Genomic DNA, 20,981 nt, shown 5'->3' with positions numbered 1-20,981 from the left:
GCGTTACTGCTCAGTTGACCTAACCAATGCTCTCGGACAATCATTCCAAAACAAACCACTCCAATTGCAGTGCCATTATTTTGTGTTTTTCTTCGCTAAACCAAGGGGATACAATTGCTGCTTAAACATGCCAACAGGCATGTAATCGCCCACGACACCATATTGCTCTGGCCACTCTTTCTGACCTCGAACTGCAGTCCCAAATAGGTAATCTAAAAAAGAAAAATGGGCAGCATAGTTACGGTCGATTGCCGCCTTATCGGAAGCATGGTGCCAATGGTGGAATTGCGGACTGACAATTAAGTAACGTAGCCAGCCAAAGTTAACCTGCACATTGGCATGATTAAAGACCGCCTGCACGCCAACGATAATCACATAAATACTGATGATGTCTTTGGAGAATCCCAAGATAAAAATCGGCGTGAGCACTAAACAACGGGTAGCAATCAACTCAAACATATGTTGCCTTGAACCAGCCAACCAATCTAAATGTTTCGCGCTATGGTGCACCGAATGGAAGCGCCACAGGAAAGGAATTTCATGGTAGGCACGGTGCGCCGCATATTGCATTAAATCGGCGACCAATAAAATCAACAACAGTTGCAACACAAAGGGGAGACCCGCGATAAAGCTTTGCACTGTGCTGGAAATAGCCCAAGAAAAGGTCGACTGCACAAATTGGTTTGCCACCAATAATACAAATCCAATCGCTAAGTGATTCACCAAAAAATGGTTTAAATCCCCTTGCCACTCGGGTCTCAATATTGCTTGTTCTGGTTTATGGGGTAGCCATTTTTCGATAAAAATGAAAATTAAGGTTGAGCCTAATAAGTCTAAAATAAACCAATCTAAACCCAGTGAGACCTTATGATTAGCAAAAGGCTCGACCTCAACTTGATGACCACCAAAGGCAATCGCTAAACTCACAAATACCCAAGCCACAAAGCCGAAACGCTTATTTTTATTTCGAATAAAATTCAATAAACCTAAACTGCCCGACACCACTAAGGCGACAAATATTAAGCTGCGAATAACATCGACATTATAGCTTTGGCGTAATTCCGGAGTGGTGAGATATTCGGGAAAATGAAACGCCAATACGCCCAGAAACGATAATATCGCTAACATACACGCTATAGTACCGCTAATACTGCCTTCACCAATTTGGAAATGACCGTCTTTAAATCCTTTACTCATCACAGTGAACTCCTTTTCCTATATTGCTCGCGTTATTCACATCACAGCGTTATCCACATCACAGCAATGCTCGGCTTAATTTTTGCCGATCAGCCTACATTAACCCCGCAGCCACAATCAATAAAAAGTGAATGCTAAGACAATAATGCTCAATCTACTAAGCCCACTAAAGCGAGCACAAAAAAACAGCAAAAAAAGCGCTACCTAAGTAGCGCTCTTGTATTAGCTAAGTTCACTCACCTTAGCGGTTAGATCTTAATCAAGTTATAACCAAAGCTAGTAGAAGGATCTTTATTCAGCACCATAGTCACATTGTCTTCATTGCTGAAATCCATTAAATCGGATGCATAGACAACGGTTTTAGTACCGTTTTCCACAGCGATAACCTTAATAGAATATTCGCCAGCTGGCACAGTCACTGACTGAGGGCTCGCAGGATTGACTGCGGTGATCTTATTTACAGCCGTTTCAATCGTGTCATTTGCCTTTAAGAAATACACAGTTAGATTGCTTTTATCGGCAAAACTCACAATGTCGAACTTAAAGCTATAGGGACTTGGCGTCTTAGTTTGCTTCATCTCCATCGCCTTCACTTGGCTGCCCTGCTCGGTCGTTTGCTCATAGATGAAGATGGTTTTAATGTCATCTTGGTTCAGGGTGATCAACACGTTATCGAGCAATTTATTTTGCGTACCGTGGTCGAACACACTCACACCAAAATCATTAAACTCAGCACCTTGATAGCTAGTCACCCCAAAAGATGGCACTTCGCTAAACAGAGTATCTTGCTTACTGCTGGCCACTTTCACATCGATAATGTGCGAACCTAAACCGTTAAAGACGCGATAATCGACACTCGCTTCTAATGCCACATGGTTGCGAACATTGGTGGTTGAATCGACACTGTCTAAGGTGATTTTTGAATCCGAAGCACCAAAACCTTCACGGATGATCAGCTTATAAGGCACCTTAGAACTGAATTTAATGTTTGCAGTTGTATAAGAAACATTGGTTGTTCCCGCTGGTGCGAGGTAAACCTTATATTCACCCGTATCCATCACTTGCGGCTGCGACACTTCACCATAAGCCACACTACCTAACATCACGGCATCAGCAAAGGTTTGGGTCGACTTAGAAACATAAGCGTCAAAGGCTTGGGCATGAACTGCAGTATTGGCAATCAAGAGCTGCATTTTACTGTTTTCAGCCACTTCGTTGAGCTTATCGAGTTCAGTGCGAGAATAGTTGATATTAAGTAATTTAGGTTCGGTAAAATCACCATGTAATACAAAGAAATGGTCCGTTGCAACTTTCAAATCGATATTTTCTTTATAAATAGAGATATCTTTATCAGAGGCATCCTTAGCCATCACTTCAATCGCAGTTACGCCAGCCGTCGACGTAAATCGCGGCATAGTGTCCCCATAGATCACACTTTCATAGGTTTTATCGGCAACTTTGAGTGCAGTAGCAGTGCTTCCAGCTGAAGCATTATAAAATTGCACATAGGTGGCATTTTGATCTGTGCCCTCTTCATTATTATCATCTGAGCCACATGCCGTTACCGCTAAACAGGCAACAGCCACCGCAGCGAATCCCTTTAGCTTACTTTTTATCATTGTTTCCCTCATTAGCAGACAAAAATTCAGTTCAATCTACGCAGTTATACAATGACAACAATGGCAATTTCCACTAAAAACAAAAACAAATATTTTACAAACTAAAACACTTAACAAACATTTCAATAACACACCAAAAAGTGATACAAACCACACTTTTCAGGCCCTTAATTGATACAAATGCGGCTGCTGATACTTTTGCTCGCCTCTCAAAAATTCTGCTCCAGTGGAAAATGACTGTTCTATCGAACACCTCTCTTTTAGGCTTAAAGCGACTATGGATAAACTATCCTCAAACGGTACAAACCTTGTTCGACTAATGCGATTAGGTTACTCTCGCATCGCCAATTAAGCCTTTGGGATGGATAGGATTTGCAAGGGATTCTCAACTACTACAAACAATGTTTTCAACACGATAGTGCCGAAATCAATCTCTGGTCTAGCCACAAGCTTGCCGAGCAAGATCAGCTATTACTCCAACATGAAGACGAGTTAAGCAGTGGCTTCCTACCCCGCTTGCCTGTGCCATTTGCTCCCGCCAGTGCATTACTAGCACGTAGCGCTTTGTATTTACGTGAAAAGGTATTATTGCACTGCTGTCTGTTTTTCTGCGGCACAGTCGACCTTAATGGCGAAAAACGTAAAGTCGTGACACCACTCCTTTATCGCGAATGCCAATTACAGGCTGACGGCGATAATCTCTACCTAGAGAGCAATAACACTCTAGCTGGCAGCGGACCATTCACTATCAATGAAGCTCTATTAGAAAAATTAGTCGTTGAAGGACATAGCCTAAGCCAAGATTTACGCGATAATCCAACGGATGTCAGTGGCTGGATATCTTGGCTGCGAGCGGGCCAAGCCGATGTTGATACCAGTCACTTATTGCATTTTCCCAAGCTGATCGATGAGGCTGAATTTACTAGCTTATGCCGTAAACGTGGGCAGTTTCTTGTCAGTCGAAGCCAAATCATTTTGGCAGAACGTTCGATCGCAAGTCGGGGCATTTTGCACGAACTCGACAAACTAATGACAGCGCCTGAACCATCAGCACCGCTTAAAGCGCTATTCGCAGAAACACAACAAACAACATCAATCAGCGCCAGTGAAGACACACAAGAGGCTTATCTTCCTGGGCTGTTAAGCCGCGCGCAAATTCAGGCCTTAAAGATTGCGGCCAATCATACTTTGGGGCAGATCTCAGGCCCACCGGGAACAGGTAAGAGTTACACCATAGCCACAGTGGCAGCAGAGCAGGTATTAAGGGGAAAATCGGTACTTATCGTCGCCCACACCGATGTAGCTGTTGATGTGATTGCCGATAAATTGCAACAACAATTCCAGCTAGGGAGCAGCCTTATTCGAGCAGGCTCGCCGCAGTTTATAAAAGTCCTTAAAAACCAGATTGATGAAATGCTCCATGGTCAGCACCCTGCATCTGATGAAGCCGTCTCGCATAGGTTGCTACTCAATGCAAAACAACAACTTAATACCGTGACTCGCGAGCAAACCAAAATGGAAGCGGGCTTTATACGTCATTGCCGCCATGCCATACGTCGCGGCCAAAAACTGGCGACCTTACAACAAGGACAATCCCGTTGGCGCTTAGGATTTTACAACTGGGCTTACCATGCAGGTATAAAAAGGTTTGCCCAGCAATGGAATGAACTCGATAAATTAACGGCCCTCATCGCGCAAAAAGAAGACTTAAGCCTCAAATACTTACAATTGGCAACTCACTATCGATTAAACCAATTACTCAAACATAAGCGCAGTACGCTGGTGAGTTTTGCCAGTGCGTTACGCGCCCGCCAGTCCGCTAAGCAACTCGACGGCTTCTACAAGACGGATTTTGATGCCTTAAAACAAACCTTTCCCATTTGGTTATCTAGCCTTGCCAGCTTACATAAAGTGCTGCCTATGGAGCTGCAAATGTTTGATTTAGTCATTATTGATGAAGCCACTCAAGCCAATATTGCCGCATGTTTACCGGCCTTGCAGCGAGCAAAAGCGGCACTGGTGGTGGGAGATAGCAAACAACTGCGCCATTTCTCGTTTTTATCCCGCGCAAAACAAACTCAAATCCAGACCCAACTCGGACTCGCCCCAGATTGTCGCGGCCTAATGAGCTACCGTGATGCCAGTATGCTCGACTTAGTGTCACAGTCCCTCGCGAGCCAATCCCAAGTGGTATTTTTAAATGAGCATTTTCGGAGTAAACCTGAGCTGATCCAATTTAGTAATCAGCAGTTTTATCAAGGCATGCTGAAGATTATGCAGCACAGACCTTGCACAAGTTCGGGACACTTACACAGAGTCCAGGTTACTGGCAGCCGTGACAGTAAGGGAATTAACGCCATAGAAGCGGAAGCATTAATTCAAAAGTTAGCTCAACTGATTGATGAACAAGAAAATGTATTAGTGCCTTCCAGCATTGGTGTACTCTCCTGTTTTCGCAATCAGACGGAGTATTTATCCCAGCAAATCCTCGCGCGCTTTAGCGCACAACAACTCGAGCGTCACCAATTACGGATTGCCACGCCCTTTGGTTTTCAAGGGGAAGAGCGCGATATTATGCTGCTATCGTTTAGCATTACGGCCAACGACAGCCGCGCCGCTGTGTATTTAAATCGAGCCGATATGTTCAATGTCGCGATCACCCGCGCTAAACAAATGCAGTGGCTATTTTTATCGGTACAAGCGCATGAACTCCCCAACAATAATTTACTGGCAACTTACTTAGCATCGGCGGGTCAATTTCAAGCGGCACACAATTATGTCGATTCCCTCGATACCTTCGGCCAGTCTGTGGCACTCGCGATTGAAGAAAAAGGCATAACTGTCTGGCGAGCCTACCATATGGCGGGGCTAGAACTGGATATTTTATGTCGCTATGGTAACCAATATTTAGCAATAGATTTAATCGGTTACCCAGGACCTTGGGCGGACTTTTTCGATATTGAACTGTATAAACTCTTACAGCGCGCGGGCATTAAACTGATCCCCGTCAGCTACGGGCTATGGTGCCAACAGCGAGAACTTTGTATCCAACATATTTGTCAGCAATTGGGAATAACACCCGCCTAAGGAGCAGACAACGCGACTACCAAACTCAATCACAACAGCCGTAACCACATCGCAGTTGAATGGGACAGGAAACGCCACACGTTGACAGTCCCTTATGAGACGTTTGTTAAGCTTTATGAACTAAACGTTTACAGTAAAGATCATTTCCCTTGCCTGTAACGTAGATGACAGCTTGGTTGCGAGAGTTAACTAACGAATTTAAAAGGATTGTATTGTACTTATCTTTAGTAAATTTATTGGATGAGACATCTAGATCCGCTAAGGTCCCCGCCAAATAATCAGGAATTCGAATTAACTCATCATAATGGTTTTTCCCAGACTTCTCTGGTTCTGGGAATAGAAACTGAGGGGTATCTAACATTAACACTGAATTTTCTTTTCGCTCAAAGTGTACAGAATAACTCTGTAAAAATAAAAAGTATGATAGGTCAAAAGCAAAACTATCATATCGCTCAAGCAGCGCATCTCTGTCAGAAATCCACTGAATATATTTGGGCTTTTTAGCTATAGCTAAAACTTCAAAAACGACACTAGCAAATGCTGACACTATGTAAATTTGACGGGCTAATTTTGAATTAAAGTTTTTCTTTGAGAAATCAGCTTCAAAAGCTCTAACTCTTTTCATGACTCCATCAACATAGCCGTTTTGAAATGTTGAGTTACTTGCGATATCTGATACTACATTGCGAAACGCTGGTAAGAATGACAGCATATTTTCATCTGTAGCATAATCTCTAAGCAAGTTAGCCTTTCGGTCAATTACGAAAGTAAACGAAAAGGTAACTGGGGAATTAATATATTGTAAGAATTCGACAGATACCGTCCGAGTTGATTTTATGTCTTTAGGGGCAAAGTGATTGATATATTCTTTGATATTATCCAGCTTGTCGTGATGTAAGAGAACTGTAAATGACACTGTGTCATTTTGCTTAGTTTTGTCCCCGAAACAATAATCCGAAATAACATACCAAGCAGCCCCGTCAGGCATGGAACTTAGCCAGTGCTCTAGGTCATCTTTTGCAGACTGATTTACAGTCTTCTTTAAAGAAATCAACAGTTCTAACATATATCCTCTGTGAAGCTTAACGTCTTAATCATGCGCACGCGGCTGATAAATCACTTTTATCTTGTTTCTTAGCCAAGTGATTTTGGGGTTGTGGCTGTTTCTCTTATGCCAAATCAAGGTAAAAGGAATGGCGAGTTTATCAAGATATTCGTCGCTTAACGGGATGGGGCGACTGACTAAGTCAGGGTGTAATTGGCGAGCATATTGTTCGCAATATTGTGGCGCAATTGCCATCATGTTGTGGTGAGGCTCTGCCGCGACAAACAGTGACTGCTCAAAACTGGCCAAGGTCAGCACAATATTACGACTCAGACCAAGCTCAATAAGCACATCATCTAAGGCCCAAGTTTCGCTCTTTTCCCACAAAATATTGATATGCGAATATTTAAGAAAGGTGTCTATATTCCACTCTTCCTGCAAGGCGGGATGATCGCGGCGCAAATACACCTGAGGAAGATCGGTAAATAAAACCTCAAAATCGATAAAATAGGGTAATAAATCAAGGGATTCCTTAGAACGTGGATGACTTTCTCGGCCAGTAAACCCCATATCCGCTTCACCACGCACAATCGCTTCGAGTGAATCGTAATCCCAATTTCGTACCTTCACCTTTGCATCAGGGTATTGAGTATAAATGGCCTGAGTCAGCTCATTAAGCATGATAAGCAACAAAGGCGACTCAAGCATCAACTCGAAGGTGAGCCCTTTGGTCATCTCGTCACCGCGCTTAGCCATCAGTTGCTTACCCATTTGCAACCATTCGGATAACTCCTGCTCCATACCGTGAGCCAATGGCGTTAACTGAAATCCCTGCGGCGTTTTGACAAATAAGGGATCGTCAAACCAATCCCGTAATTTGGCCAGCGACTTACTCACAGTGGATGGCGTGACATTGAGCTTTTTGGCAGTCTTAGAGACACTCCGCTCCTGTAATAAAAGCTGCAAAATAAACAATAAGTTAAGATCAAGCCGACTCAGGGATTTGGTCATTAAGTACAATTTCCGGCAATTTAGGAACCGCTAAGATCAGTGTAATGCTCACCAGCGCACCGACAGCGAGGATCACTAATAATATATTAATCGCACTCACTTCGAGCAGACCCATCACCCAAATATATAAAGCTGAAGTACACACTTGGGCAATTCCCAGTAATGAGCTGGCAACTCCAGCACGAGTAACAAATGGACTCAGCGCCTGACTCATGGTGACCCCAAATCCAATCGAAAAACCGGAACAAACAAAAGCAAAACCTAACAGGTTGAATGACTGACTAACCCCGCCCAATTGAGTCAAGATAAACACCAATGCCGCGGCGGCAAATAATGTCTGAGAGAACAAAATTAATGATTTTTCTTTAAACAGGTTAAGTAAAAAGGGCGTCGAAAATGAGGCCACCATACTCACAAATGCTGTCATAGCCATAGTGTTGGAATATTGCCCACGGTCAAACCCCATCTGCCCCATGATCAACATGGGAGAGACATTTACATAGCTTAAAATCGTTGTCACACCTAAAGTCGTTATCACCACGCGACTGAGAAAAAACCGCTGTTTAAAGGATTCTTTATATCCACCCGACTCAACTGTGGTGTGAAATTGCGGTTTAGGATAGGTTTCGCGCAATACAAAAATACACAGGGTTAATACCATTAATCCCATCCCCGCCATAGTGTTAAATAGGCTAGGCCATGGGAATTTAAGCATAATTAAATGGCCTATCACAGGTGCTATCACTGGGATAATGCAAGTCACGCCATTGACCATAGAGAGCACTTTTGCTCGGCGCTTATCGTCTAATACATCACGCAAAATCGCAAAAGCCACAACATAGCAAGAACCCGCACCAATGCCTTGTGCAAAGCGTGCCATTAAAAAGAGATCACTGGTTTGCGCACTACCGGCAAAGTAAGAGGCAATAGCAAACAGCAATGCGCCAAACAAGGTAATGGGTTTACGTCCAATCCTATCGGCTAAGCTCCCCGCAAACAGCATAGTGGTTGCCATTCCCGCAAGATACACAGAAAAAGCAATATGCAGCTGCGCCTCACTCGCCCCTAAATCCTGCACAATTTGCGGCAAACCGACCAAGTACATATCTATCCCTGTCGGGTACAAAAGCACTAGACAAAAACTGCACAATAGATATCGAAACATATAACTCACCCCGTTAGCCATCTCACACATAAGTTGCGCCTAGCCTAGTTTCACTCGCGCAGATCTGTGAGTGGTATTTTCGACAACAGGTATTTCCATTGACGACCTATGGGAGGACATAACACCACGAACGTGGAAGAAAAGTTGGTAAAAGAAGATAGAGGAGGAAAGAGGTAGAAAAATATCCCCTGCGGTTTGCGACCACAGGGGATATGTCGGTGAATGATCAGTCTACTATTCTATGAGCCCAACACTCATTGCTGAGGTTCTGGCGGTGCAGGCAGAACTTGGATCATTAAACTGCTATCGTCTTGCAGATATTGCTGCGCCAATTTATTAAGTTCTGCAACTGTCATCTGCTGCGCTAACGCTTGCCTTTGTTTAAAGGCAGCAAAACGACCAGGATGACTCTGGGCAGTTGAGGTGAGATCTAACCAAAAACCATTGGTTTGCGGCGCAGCTTGCATCCACTCAAGCACAGGTTGGCGGGCTCGATTAAGTAAGTCCTCACTGATCCCCGAAGGCGCTTTAACTTGCTTAACTGCGGCGGTGAAATACTCGGCAACCGTTGGCAACATGGCTTGAGTCGTCACGCTAAACAAACCTAAGTAACCATAACCGCTGGCATTGAAATCGTTATAAGAAAAGGCCGATGGCGAATAACTCGCACCCGCTTTCTCCCTCACGTTTTCCGTTAATAGAATGCTTAGCACTTGCTCCAGCAGACCCAATCCCGCGTGTTGACTCAAGTGAGTCATGTCCGTTGTAGGCCACACCATGGCAAGTGCCGCCATATCCAGTTGACCATAATGCGTTAATGTTTTCTGAACGGGCACTTTCGGAAACACAGGTACTATCGACTGAGCATTAGCAATAGCAATAGGGCTACGCTTAATGGCGCCAAGCGTTTCAGCCACAGCAGCAATGGCACTCGCTTCATCAAAATCGCCCACAATAGCGAGTTCAATCGCCCCTTGCTCGACGGCCGAATGGAAACTCGGCGCTAATTCTCCAAAGTGACGTTTGAGAATTTCTTCAGGCTCACCATAACCATAGCGTTTATCACCATTATGGGAGATACGGGCAAACTGATTAGAAAACTCAGATTGTGGGTTGCTATGAATACTTTGTTGCTCGGCAATCACTTGTTCACGAAACAATTGCTCAGCCTGCTTATCCATACCTGGCTCAATTAAATAAGCCGTCATTAAGCCAAGCTGCGTGCGAAGCTCTGCGGCATTAGTGCTAATCTCGCCGCCAAAACTTTGCTCACGCAGGCCTAAGTTGATGGAAATATCTTGCCCAGCAAAAATATCCTGCAGACTGTCATAATCATGGGCCTTGAGCCCACCCTGCACAAACGCACTGTTAAACAGATAAGACAAACCATCCAACTCAGGGAATGGCACTTCACCAAAGCCAATGTTTAGGCTGACCAATGTGGTGCCTTTGTTAAAGTTGGTAGGCTTAAGATTAAGGCGCACGCCATTGGCAAATTGCAGTTGACGAATCCCCGTTTCCTTATCGCGACTGTCAGCCACTAACTTGCCTTGCTCACCAAACTGAGTATAAGCAAACTCATCAATCGCCTTGATTGCTGGTGCGCTCACCGCTTGTTTACGGCTTTTCTCGTAGCTGGCGATAAGCTGTTTTTCAGCATTTTCAATGGGCTTATTGCTGGTCAGATACAAATACGGCGTGGTGTTCCATGTTTGATTAAACACTTGGCTTAGCTTTTGCGGTGTCACTGTTGGCATTATTTTTTCAAAAAATGCGAGCTGCCAATCGGGTTCGACAGGGACGCGATTGCCCGCCACCGAATACACTAGACTCTCGGCAATATTCACACTGTGAATGGTACTGCTACCCGCGACACTTAGCTGATATCCCTTATGCATACGTTTGATTTGCTGGTCAATTTCCTGCTGGCTAAAACCAAACTCTTTTGCTTGACGCAGGGTTTTATCCAAGAGTGCGATTCCCTCTTGCCAGTTATTTTCCTGCGTACCTAGGCTCATTTGTGTGCCATAGGCAATATCAAACTGCGGTCCAACCTGCAGGTTTACACCATATAAACCTTGGCTATGCAGTAATTGCGACTCCATACGGCGATACAAGATGCCGTGGGCAAGCTCGAGCAACATTTCCTGCTCCCGCACAGCAGGGCTATCGGTAATCGCTGAGATGGGTTTTAGCATGCCAAGGGAAACTGACGTTGACAGACTTTGATCAAAAAATGCCGCCGCATCGACACTTTGGCGCTCTGCGACAGTACCAATAGCTTGTTCCTTGGTTTTAGCGGCCAAAGGCGCGGCTTTCCAACTGGCAAACTGTTGTTTTATCTTTTGTTCTACCGCGGCTACCTCGATATCTCCCACCACAATTAAAGTGGTGCGTGAGGGCGTATAAAAACGCTGATATAAAGACAGCAACGCCTCACGATTGGCATTACTGATACTGTTCGCCTCACCCACGGGGAAGCGCTTTGACAGCAATGTGTTTGGCATTAAAAACTGTAATTGGTTACGGTAATTCTCAAGATCCGCACCGCTACGTTCACGCAGCTCAGACAACACCACCGCTTTTTCACGTTCAATTAGCGCTGGGTCGAGTAATAGATTACTGCCAATTTCTCTCATTAAAAACAAAGCAGTATCGATTTTATCTTGGCTATTACTTGGCAAGTTGAATTGATAGACCGTCTGCTGAAACTCAGTCACAGCATTGGTATCGGCGCCAAAACTCAGGCCAAGGCGCTGCAATGTCGGCATCATCTCCCCCGCAGCCAATCCGGTCGAGCCATTAAAGGCCATATGCTCAAGAAAGTGCACTAATCCTTGCTCGGTATCAGACTCAACCAAAGAGCCTACATCCACCCGCATCCGCACTATGACCGCCTGCTCCGGCGTCTTATTGCTAACCAATAAATAACGCATACCATTGGCAAGTTCACCAGTATGGATCCGCTCGCTCATAGGCAAGCCTGTCGTTCCCATCCACAGCGGATCTTCACTCGCCTGCAGTGGCAACGCCATACTCAAAAGCGCCAGCAGTAACCACTGACGCACAAAACTAATTACCTTGAAATTGTTCATTAAAATTCGCACTTTTCCCCCAAAATCAAACAAGAAACCTAGGAAGCGCTCACCTATGTTTCAGATAAAATAAGCTTTCACTATAGTACCTAAAGCACTTTAAGTCACAAAATCAATACCTTATGCCGTACTAAAAATAATTTATCGCCTTGATATATAGTCAGAATATGCCGAAAAATAATGAGCGAGGAAGGAAGCTGAAACAGCTGTGGATTTAATGATTACTGTGGAATGGTATACATATATTAGCGAGATAATGAGTGTTTAATTAGCCAAGCACTTTCTTAAATCTAATTACAGAGCAATATCTTGATTGAAAATCTGAGCTGAACCCTCACAATTTTGGCTTTAAAAATCACACCAAAGTTTAGATATTTCGGCTCATGGCCTCGTGAAAAACCACTTCACAGGTAAGCCATTAATGACAAAATGCAAAAGCCCTACGAATATTCACAGGGCTTTTGTTTTATCACGCAACTGATTCTTAAAACTGTTGAAACCAACGTTGGATCTGCTGTGGATCTTTGCTTTGCGTTAACGACAGCATCAGTAAAATGCGGGCTTTTTGCGGGTTAAGGTTACCTGCTGCGATAAAGCCATATTTAGCATCGTCTATCTCGGCATCAAGCGTGGTTGCGCCTGTGGGCACTCGGCTAGAGCGAACGACTAAGGTGCCTTTTTGACTCGCCTTAGCTAAGGTATCAAATATTGAGTGGTAAATATTACCATTACCTACACCGGCGCTGACTATGCCATCAAAACCCGCTTCAACCATAGCTTTGACAGGTAAATCGCTGGCATTAGCGTAGTTGTAGACAATCCCTACCTGTGGCAATTTGTCGAGTTTGCTAACATCAAAAGGCGTTTGCCTTGTATGTTGACGCTCAGTTTTGCCCATGTATTCAATCTTGCTGTTATGGATAACGCCAAGCGGGCCAAAGTTAGGCGCGGCAAAAGTGTGTACACCTGTAGTGTTAGTCTTAGTCACATCGCGGGCATTCAATACGGTATCGTTCATCACCACCAACACGCCTCGACCTTTAGATTCGAGGTTAGCGGCGGTCGCGACTGCGTTATACAAATTCATCGGGCCATCGGCACTCATGGCAGTTGATGGACGCATTGCCCCAACCAGTACTACAGGCTTATCGCTCTTGATGGTGAGATTTAAAAAATACGCCGTTTCCTCTAAGGTATCAGTACCATGGGTAATGACGATACCGTCGACATCTTTATCAGCCAATAACAGATTGATGCGCTTGGCTAAGGCTAGCCAAACTTTATCGTTCATATCCTGCGAACCGATTTTAACCAGTTGCTCACCTTGAATATCGGCAAGTTGTTTCATTTCAGGCACGGCCGCAATTAAGCTACTAATGCCTACTTCACCAGCCTGATAGTTAGACTCAGTAGCCGATTGTCCGACTCCCGCAATAGTGCCACCCGTGGCAATAATACGTACCTGTGGAAGCGCCTGCGCCGCGGAGGAGAGAAATAACCCTAAAGTGACCGAGAGCAAAAGCTTACGCATTGGAAAATTCATGCTTACATCCTTTGATTAATAATAAACGCCCACAGTGTGCACTATTGTCTAAGCCTCACTGTGATAGCTCTCACTAAAATGAAATAACAGATTTAGCGTTATCTAATTGATTATTTAAACTTTAAGGAAAACACCATGCATTTATTATTGAGTAGATTTAACTAATCAATGATTATTCGCTATTAACGCGGTGACAATTAAATATCGTATGGTTTATTTAAATTTAAAAACACTTGAATAAATATGTCGCCGATTGGTTAACGAATAACAAATCTATAGCTAATTTGCATCAAAAAGTAATGGCTCACACTAGTGATCCGAGTTGAGAGACTTATCTAAGAAACAAAAGAAATACACTATTTCAAACAGTTAAGTGATCACCATCCTAATCCTGTTATTGCCAAAGCGTTAAGATCTACTTCGATAGTCAAGGAGACGATTCTCCTTCATGTTTTCGATGAGTTATTCTTGATGTGTTACGTATACTTATTGTACACATCCACAACTCAATACTCGGAGATATATCTTACTATTAATTGGATTTAATAGGATCGAAATGAAAGATACTAATAGCGTACGGATCGAAGAAGATTTATTGGGCACGAAAGAAGTTTCCAATGAATTTTATTATGGCATACATACATTGCGTGCCATCGAAAACTTTAAGCTGAGTAATCAAAAAATTTCCGATGTACCTGAATTAGTCCGTGGCATGATGCTAACAAAAAAAGCCGCTGCCATGGCTAACAGTGAATTAGGCGCTGTAAGTCCTGAAATCGCTGACAAAATTATTGAAGCGTGCGATCTGATACTCACAACGGGTCGATTTGTTGATCAATTTCCGGTCGATGTTTATCAAGGAGGCGCAGGCACTTCAGTCAACATGAATACCAATGAGGTATTAGCCAACGTTGCACTGGAGATCATGGGGCTAGAAAAAGGCCGTTACGATGTCATCAATCCTAATGACCATGTCAATAAATGCCAATCGACTAACGATGCCTATCCAACAGGTTTCCGTATTGCGGTCATCAACAGTACCGATATTCTGTTAGATGCATTAACCGACCTTATCAGCGCTTTCGACACTAAAGCCACAGAGTTTAAAACCGTCTTAAAAATGGGCCGCACTCAATTGCAAGATGCCGTGCCTATGACCTTAGGCCAAGAGTTTCATGCCTTTGCTGTTACATTGCGAGAAGAAATTAAGTCCATCAAGCGTTGCCAAGAGCTGTTGTTAGAAGTGAACTTAGGCGCAACCGCCATTGGTACAGGGCTCAACACGCCTGTCGGTTATTCCGCATTAGCCATTAAGTATCTGGCAGACATTACTGGCCGCGCCTATGTGCCAGCGGAAGATTTAATCGAAGCGACATCCGATTGTGGTGCCTACGTTATGCTGCACAGTGCAATTAAGCGTATGGCGATTAAAATGTCCAAGATTTGTAATGACCTACGCTTACTTTCATCGGGTCCACGTACAGGTCTGAAGGAGATTAATCTTCCTGAGCTGCAAGCGGGTTCCTCCATCATGCCAGCCAAGGTTAACCCTGTGATCCCTGAGGTCGTCAATCAGGTTGCCTTTAAGATTGTCGGCAACGATATCACTATCACTATGGCTGCCGAAGCAGGCCAATTACAGCTTAACGTCATGGAACCTGTGATTGGACAGGCGATGTTTGAGTCGCTCAGTTTGATGGGCAATGCCTGTATCTCCCTGCGTGAAAAATGCGTTGAAGGTATCACAGCCAATCCAGAGATCTGCATGGCCCATGTGATGAACTCTATCGGGATCGTGACTTACCTTAACCCAATCATCGGCCACCATGAAGGTGACATCATAGGCAAGATTTGCGCCCAAACGGGTAAAAATGTCCGTGAAGTGGTACTCGAACGCGGTTTATTAACGGTTGAAGAACTCGATGACATTCTCTCAGTTGAAAACCTGATGAATCCTAAATATCAGGCTAAACGCAACACCAGCAAAGCCAAAGTGTAACTCAGTGGGGCTGGGGAGCCTTCCCCAGCCCACAACTCGATGATTCAAGAATAAGCCTGCGCAGAGTGAATATGCGCAGGCTATTGAAATTAAAAATAAAATAGAGTTAACACTATGATTATATTAGAGATAATTATCGTCCTCGGGGCTATTTACCTTGGTGCAAGGATGGGTAGCATGGGAGTCGGCTTCGCTGGCGGTGTCGGGGTACTGATACTGACCGCGGGGATGGGACTCAAACCGGGCAATATCCCGATTGACGTGATCCTCATCATTATGTCAGTTATCACCGCAATCGCGGCCATGCAAGTGTCTGGAGGGATGGATTATTTAGTCTCACTGGCAGAAAAATTATTACGTAAGCATCCCAAACAAATCACCTTTCTGGCCCCTGTCGTCACCTATTTCATGACACTTTTTGCGGGTACAGGCCACACAGCATTCTCCACCTTACCTGTTATTGCCGAAGTCGCAAAAGAGCAAGGCATTCGCCCCTCTCGTCCCTTATCTATTGCCGTTGTCGCATCTCAAGTCGCCATTACCGCCTCACCAATTTCAGCGGCTGTCGTGTTCTTCTCAGGTATCTTAGAGCCGTTTGGCGTAGATTATTTAGTACTGTTAGCCGTTTGTATTTCCTCAACTTTCCTCGCCTGCATGGTCGGCGCCGTTGTTGCCAACTTAATGGGTAAAGAACTGGCCGATGATCCTGTCTATCAAGAACGCTTAGCTAAGGGCTTAGTCAAAACACGCGGTAAAACTGAGATCAAAATTAAAGCCGGCGCGAAACGATCTGTGATGATTTTCTTACTGGCGATTGCGGCTGTCATGGCATATGCCACTGCGATATCAGACAAAGTCGGTTTGATTGTTGACCCTGTATTGCCACGCGACGCCGCCATTATGGTGCTGATGCTCACGGCAGCTGCCGCTATTACGATTTTCTGTAAGTTAGACGCAAGCGAAATCTCTAATGCGGCCACCTTCAAGTCAGGCATGTCAGCCTGTGTCTGTGTATTAGGTGTGGCTTGGTTAGGCGATACCTTAGTGTCGAATCATATCGAGGAAATCAAAGATCTTGCCGGCACCTTACTGAAAAGTCAGCCTTGGTTATTATCGGTAACCTTATTCTTTGCCTCCATGCTGCTCTACTCCCAAGGCGCGACAACGAAGGCGCTGATGCCCGCAGCCTTGGCGATTGGTGTAAGTCCATTGACAGCCGTAGCCTCGTTCGCCGCCGTCAGCGCGCTGTTTGTATTACCGACTTACCCCACGCTACTGGCTGCGGTCGAGATGGATGATACCGGCTCGACTCGGATTGGTAAGGCGGTATTTAACCATCCGTTCCTGGTCCCTGGCGTTGTGACGATTGCCACCAGTGTGGCATTGGCCTTCCTGTTTGGCGGCATGATGCTGTAGCTCAATTTTACCCTAAGTGCTCTCAGGGCTAATGCCTACAAATGGATTAACCCTCTTCTTTTAATCTGTATCTATAGACTTTGTTTTGGCGTGATGCAGGTACATTCACGCCATAGCAAATCGAGTAAGAGGTGAATTAATGTCAGCAAAAACGCGTGTTCCTACCGCCATTAACGGCGGACCATTTGGCCAAGCTTGGTCGGCTAAAGCAGACTGCTTACAAAGTGTGACAGGGCTTATATTAGGTATTTTCCTCTTATTTCATATGCATTTCGAGGCGAGCATTTTATTTGGTAAAGAAACCTTCTTTCACATGGTGCAATTCTTAGAAGGCAGTATGTTTAGCTCGACGGGTCATGGCTTCCCCATAGTGACCCAGATCATTTCAGTCATTATGCTCGTGATTGTTGCAGTACATGCCGCCACCGCACTACGTCGTTTTCCGGTGCAATTAGGTCAATGGCGAGCGATGCGTGGCTTCATGTCGACTATCAAGCATAGAGATACCCAAGCATGGTTCTGGCAGATGATCACCGGTTTCTTACTGTTTTTCTTAGTGTCGGCCCATCTTGCCACTATGATTTTAAACCCTGATATTGGCCCTCACCTTTCGGCCGAAAGGGTTTACCACGATAACGCTTGGCTCTTATACGTGGTGTTTTTACCTATCGTGTTATTCCACGGCATCGTTGGTTTATACCGAGTGATATTAAAGTGGGGTGTGAGTAGTAACCGTCCACTTATCCGCACTATAGCGCAAGTATTGATCGTCTATTTATTGTGTTTAGGCACATTAAGCCTAGTGACCTATATCAATATTGGTATCGAATTAGTTTTGCCAGTTCAACCGTTTATTCCTCAGTAATGGGCATGACGCTATCGGCGCACCTAGCCTATATAGCAAGACAAACAACATACGGATCCTCCTCTGATACATAGTTGCAGCGCATCTATGCCCGAGGAGCGCAATGATAAATCCATGAAATGTTATCTAAATTATTAGATAAGGATCTGATTTGAAAATCATTTATACAGACTCATTAGTCATTGGCGCAGGATTGGCAGGCCTTAGAGTCGCGATTGCCACCAAAGAGCGAGGCCTAGATACCTTAGTGCTATCGTTAATTCCCGCAAAACGTTCACATTCGGCCGCCGCACAGGGCGGAATGCAAGCCAGCCTAGGCAATACTGTTAAAGGCATGGGTGATAACGAAGACATTCACTTTCAAGACACAGTCAAAGGTTCTGACTGGGGCTGCGATCAAGACGTCGCACGCATGTTTGCCCACGTTGCACCGAAAGCGATCCGAGAACTCACCAACTGGGGCGTGCCTTGGTCAAGGATTTCCGCCGGCCCGCGCGAAGTCATCATGAACGCGCAAAGGGTAACGCTCAATGAGGCCGAAGAAGCTCACGGCCTGATCAATGCCCGCGATTTTGGTGGCACTAAAAAATGGCGTACTTGTTACACCGCAGACGGCACTGGCCACTCTTTACTGTACGCGGTCGATAACCAAGCTATCTCCATGGGTATTCCAGTACATGAACGGATTGAAGCCCTGTCGCTGATCCATGACGGTAAGCGTTGCCATGGAGTCATTGCCCGCTGTTTAGTCACAGGTGAATTGCGCGCTTATGTGGCCAAATCCACCACCATCGCCACTGGCGGTTATGGCAAGATTTATGAAATATCGACCAATGCCACCATCTGCGAAGGCATAGGCCAAGCGTTAGCACTCGATACTGGTGTCGCCACCTTAGGCAATATGGAAGCGGTGCAGTTTCACCCTACCGCCATAGTGCCCGCGGGGATCCTTACCACTGAAGGTTGTCGTGGTGATGGCGGTATTCTGCGCGATAAAGACGGTCATCGCTTTATGCCAGATTACGAACCAGAGAAAAAAGAACTCGCTTCGCGCGATGTGGTGTCCCGCCGCATGACGGAACACATGCGTAAAGGCAATGGCGTCGAAAGCCCTTACGGCCCGCATCTATGGCTGGATATTACGCAGCTGGGCCGTGAGCATATCGAAACCAACCTGCGCGAAGTGAAAGAGATTTGTGATTACTTCCTCGGTATCGATCCTTGTAAAGACTGGATCCCCGTCAGACCTACCCAGCATTATTCCATGGGCGGCGTGCGCACCAATGCCACAGGTGAGAGTCCACAACTCAAAGGACTGTTCAGTGTCGGAGAAGCGGCCTGTTGGGACATGCATGGCTTTAACCGTTTAGGCGGTAATTCGGTGGCAGAAACTGTGGTCGGTGGCATGATCATCGGCAAATATGTGGCTGATTTTTGTCAGAATAACGACTTAGAAATTGATACCGCGCTGACTCAAAAATTCATTGATAAATTGCAGCAAGAAATCGATGGACTAATCGAAGGCAACGGCACAGAAAACCCCTTCCAAATAAAGAAAGAAATGCAACGCATCATGATGAACTACGTCGGGATCTTTCGTAATGGACCCGAGTTAGATAAAGCCATCAAAGGCTTGAAAGACTTGCTGCTGCGGGCAAAAAATCTTGGCCTTAAATGTAAAAAACGTCACTCTAATCCTGAGTTAGTCGAAGCGCTGCGCGTCACCCGTATGTTAAAAGTAGCCCTAACCGTCGCCTGTGGTGCAGAGGCTCGCACTGAAAGCCGCGGCGCCCATTCACGGGAAGATTACCCACAACGCAATGATAAAGATTGGCTCAACCGCACACTGGCGACTTGGCCAGATGCCGAATCACTTGAACCAGTACTGCGTTATGAAGCGCTAGATGTGATGAAAATGGAGCTACCACCGGGATACCGTGGCTACGGTAACGACAATACTATCGCCCATCCAGATACCGAAAAACGCGTACAAGAAATCAATCAAGTGCTCGCGAGCTTAGGTGATGATCCCGATAGAAACACACTGCAGCGAGCCCTGATGCCATACGAGCTGCCAAGCCACCTGCAGGCTCCTAATGAACGCCTCAGCGATACCTTAGCGATCACTCCAGCCCAACCGGTAGGAAACAAACCACTATGAGCCGTCAAATCAGCTTTAATATCTTTCGCTACGATCCGCAAGATGGCCAAGACAAGCCAAAGATGGAACGTTATCAGTTGACTGAAACACCGGGCATGACAGTATTTATCGCCTTAAATCAACTACGTGAGCTACAAGACCCGTCACTGCAGTTCGACTTTGTCTGCCGCGCGGGCATCTGTGGCAGTTGCGCCATGGTGATCAATGGTTTCCCCACGCTTGCCTGTCGCACGTTAACGGCAAATTATCCTAATGGCGAAATCACCCTAATGCCGCTGCCCGGCTTCGAGCTGATTGGCGACTTATCGGTGAACACGGGTAAATTTATGCGTGAATTAGCCGAACGCTTAAAACTGTGGCTGCACCCTAGACCCGATGATCAGGACATTCATCGTCTCGAAAATCCAATGGCACCCGAAGAAGCCGCACGGATCTATGAGCTAGAACGCTGTGTCGAATGTGGCGTTTGCGTGTCGGCCTGCGCCACCAAACAAATGCGTGACACCTTTGTCGGCGCGGTTGGCATGATGAAAATCGCCCGCTTTGAAATGGATAGCAGAGACAGCCGCAGCGCGGATGATTTCTACCATGTGATTGGCAATCAAGATGGCGTATTTGGCTGTATGACGCTACTCGGCTGCCAAGATAACTGTCCCAAAGATTTGCCACACATGCAGCAAATCGCTTACCTGCGCCGCAAAATGGCCGCAAGCATACTCTAGTTTTCCTTAACCTAAAGTCCCGCTGCGTTAGCGGGGTTTTAGGGCAACACCTTTCC

13 protein-coding genes are annotated in these 20,981 nt (G+C 45.4%); 6 read left to right on the top strand and 7 right to left on the bottom strand.

Going from position 1 to position 20,981, the window contains the following annotated elements:
• Nucleotides 1-75 precede the first annotated feature (75 nt).
• Nucleotides 76-1,197, bottom strand: coding sequence for a sterol desaturase family protein (locus AAA952_RS20490; RefSeq protein WP_338259283.1), 1,122 nt, complete (start codon nucleotides 1,195-1,197; stop codon nucleotides 76-78).
• 248 nt (nucleotides 1,198-1,445) lie between these two features.
• Nucleotides 1,446-2,816 carry a DUF4397 domain-containing protein gene (locus tag AAA952_RS20485; RefSeq protein WP_338259280.1) on the bottom strand — a complete coding sequence of 457 codons (1,371 nt, stop codon included), beginning with the start codon at nucleotides 2,814-2,816 and terminating at the stop codon, nucleotides 1,446-1,448.
• Nucleotides 2,817-3,188: 372 nt separating this feature from the next.
• Between AAA952_RS20485 and AAA952_RS20480 the strand changes: the two genes are divergently transcribed.
• The gene (locus tag AAA952_RS20480; RefSeq protein ID WP_338259278.1) at nucleotides 3,189-5,903 is read left to right on the top strand and encodes a DEAD/DEAH box helicase; all 2,715 of its coding nucleotides are present in this window, start codon (nucleotides 3,189-3,191) and stop codon (nucleotides 5,901-5,903) included.
• A 106-nt stretch (nucleotides 5,904-6,009) separates the two neighbouring features.
• On the opposite strand, the gene AAA952_RS20475 is transcribed toward AAA952_RS20480, so the two are convergent.
• From AAA952_RS20475 to ansB, 5 genes are all read right to left on the bottom strand, one after another.
• Nucleotides 6,010-6,969 carry a hypothetical protein gene (locus tag AAA952_RS20475; RefSeq protein ID WP_338259276.1) on the bottom strand — a complete coding sequence of 320 codons (960 nt, stop codon included), beginning with the start codon at nucleotides 6,967-6,969 and terminating at the stop codon, nucleotides 6,010-6,012.
• 24 nt (nucleotides 6,970-6,993) lie between these two features.
• Nucleotides 6,994-7,959: an HTH-type transcriptional regulator YidZ gene (gene yidZ / locus AAA952_RS20470; protein WP_338259274.1), complete on the bottom strand. Its 966-nt coding sequence runs from the start codon at nucleotides 7,957-7,959 to the stop codon at nucleotides 6,994-6,996.
• Nucleotides 7,934-9,124, bottom strand: a complete 1,191-nt coding sequence (locus tag AAA952_RS20465; RefSeq protein ID WP_338259273.1) for an MFS transporter — start codon at nucleotides 9,122-9,124, stop codon at nucleotides 7,934-7,936. Before AAA952_RS20465 ends, yidZ begins: the two co-directional genes overlap by 26 nt.
• 254 nt (nucleotides 9,125-9,378) lie before the next feature.
• Nucleotides 9,379-12,219: a M16 family metallopeptidase gene (locus AAA952_RS20460; protein WP_338259271.1), complete on the bottom strand. Its 2,841-nt coding sequence runs from the start codon at nucleotides 12,217-12,219 to the stop codon at nucleotides 9,379-9,381.
• Nucleotides 12,220-12,703: 484 nt separating this feature from the next.
• Nucleotides 12,704-13,762: an L-asparaginase 2 gene (ansB, locus tag AAA952_RS20455; protein WP_113940026.1), complete on the bottom strand. Its 1,059-nt coding sequence runs from the start codon at nucleotides 13,760-13,762 to the stop codon at nucleotides 12,704-12,706.
• 556 nt (nucleotides 13,763-14,318) lie between these two features.
• On the opposite strand from ansB, the gene aspA reads away from it, so the two are divergent.
• The 5 genes from aspA to AAA952_RS20430 all read left to right on the top strand — a co-directional run bounded on the left by aspA (nucleotide 14,319) and on the right by AAA952_RS20430 (nucleotide 20,925).
• Nucleotides 14,319-15,761 carry an aspartate ammonia-lyase gene (aspA, locus tag AAA952_RS20450; RefSeq protein WP_212600104.1) on the top strand — a complete coding sequence of 481 codons (1,443 nt, stop codon included), beginning with the start codon at nucleotides 14,319-14,321 and terminating at the stop codon, nucleotides 15,759-15,761.
• A gap of 114 nt (nucleotides 15,762-15,875) precedes the next feature.
• Nucleotides 15,876-17,177, top strand: coding sequence for an anaerobic C4-dicarboxylate transporter (locus AAA952_RS20445; RefSeq protein WP_338259267.1), 1,302 nt, complete (start codon nucleotides 15,876-15,878; stop codon nucleotides 17,175-17,177).
• A 139-nt stretch (nucleotides 17,178-17,316) separates the two neighbouring features.
• On the top strand, nucleotides 17,317-18,042 hold the full coding sequence (locus tag AAA952_RS20440; RefSeq protein WP_168825590.1) for a fumarate reductase cytochrome b subunit: 726 nt from the start codon (nucleotides 17,317-17,319) through the stop codon (nucleotides 18,040-18,042).
• A 151-nt stretch (nucleotides 18,043-18,193) separates the two neighbouring features.
• Nucleotides 18,194-20,203 carry a fumarate reductase flavoprotein subunit gene (locus AAA952_RS20435; RefSeq protein ID WP_338259264.1) on the top strand — a complete coding sequence of 670 codons (2,010 nt, stop codon included), beginning with the start codon at nucleotides 18,194-18,196 and terminating at the stop codon, nucleotides 20,201-20,203.
• The gene (locus AAA952_RS20430; RefSeq protein WP_113940031.1) at nucleotides 20,200-20,925 is read left to right on the top strand and encodes a fumarate reductase iron-sulfur subunit; all 726 of its coding nucleotides are present in this window, start codon (nucleotides 20,200-20,202) and stop codon (nucleotides 20,923-20,925) included. The genes AAA952_RS20435 and AAA952_RS20430 overlap by 4 nt, the downstream gene beginning before the upstream one ends.
• The last annotated feature ends 56 nt before the right edge of the window (nucleotides 20,926-20,981 follow it).

It is taken from the genome of Shewanella sp. M-Br, assembly GCF_036245925.1.
Lineage (GTDB): Bacteria > Pseudomonadota > Gammaproteobacteria > Enterobacterales > Shewanellaceae > Shewanella > Shewanella oncorhynchi.
Note: the sequence above shows the minus strand (reverse complement) of the source record. Positions and strands in the feature narration are given on the sequence as shown.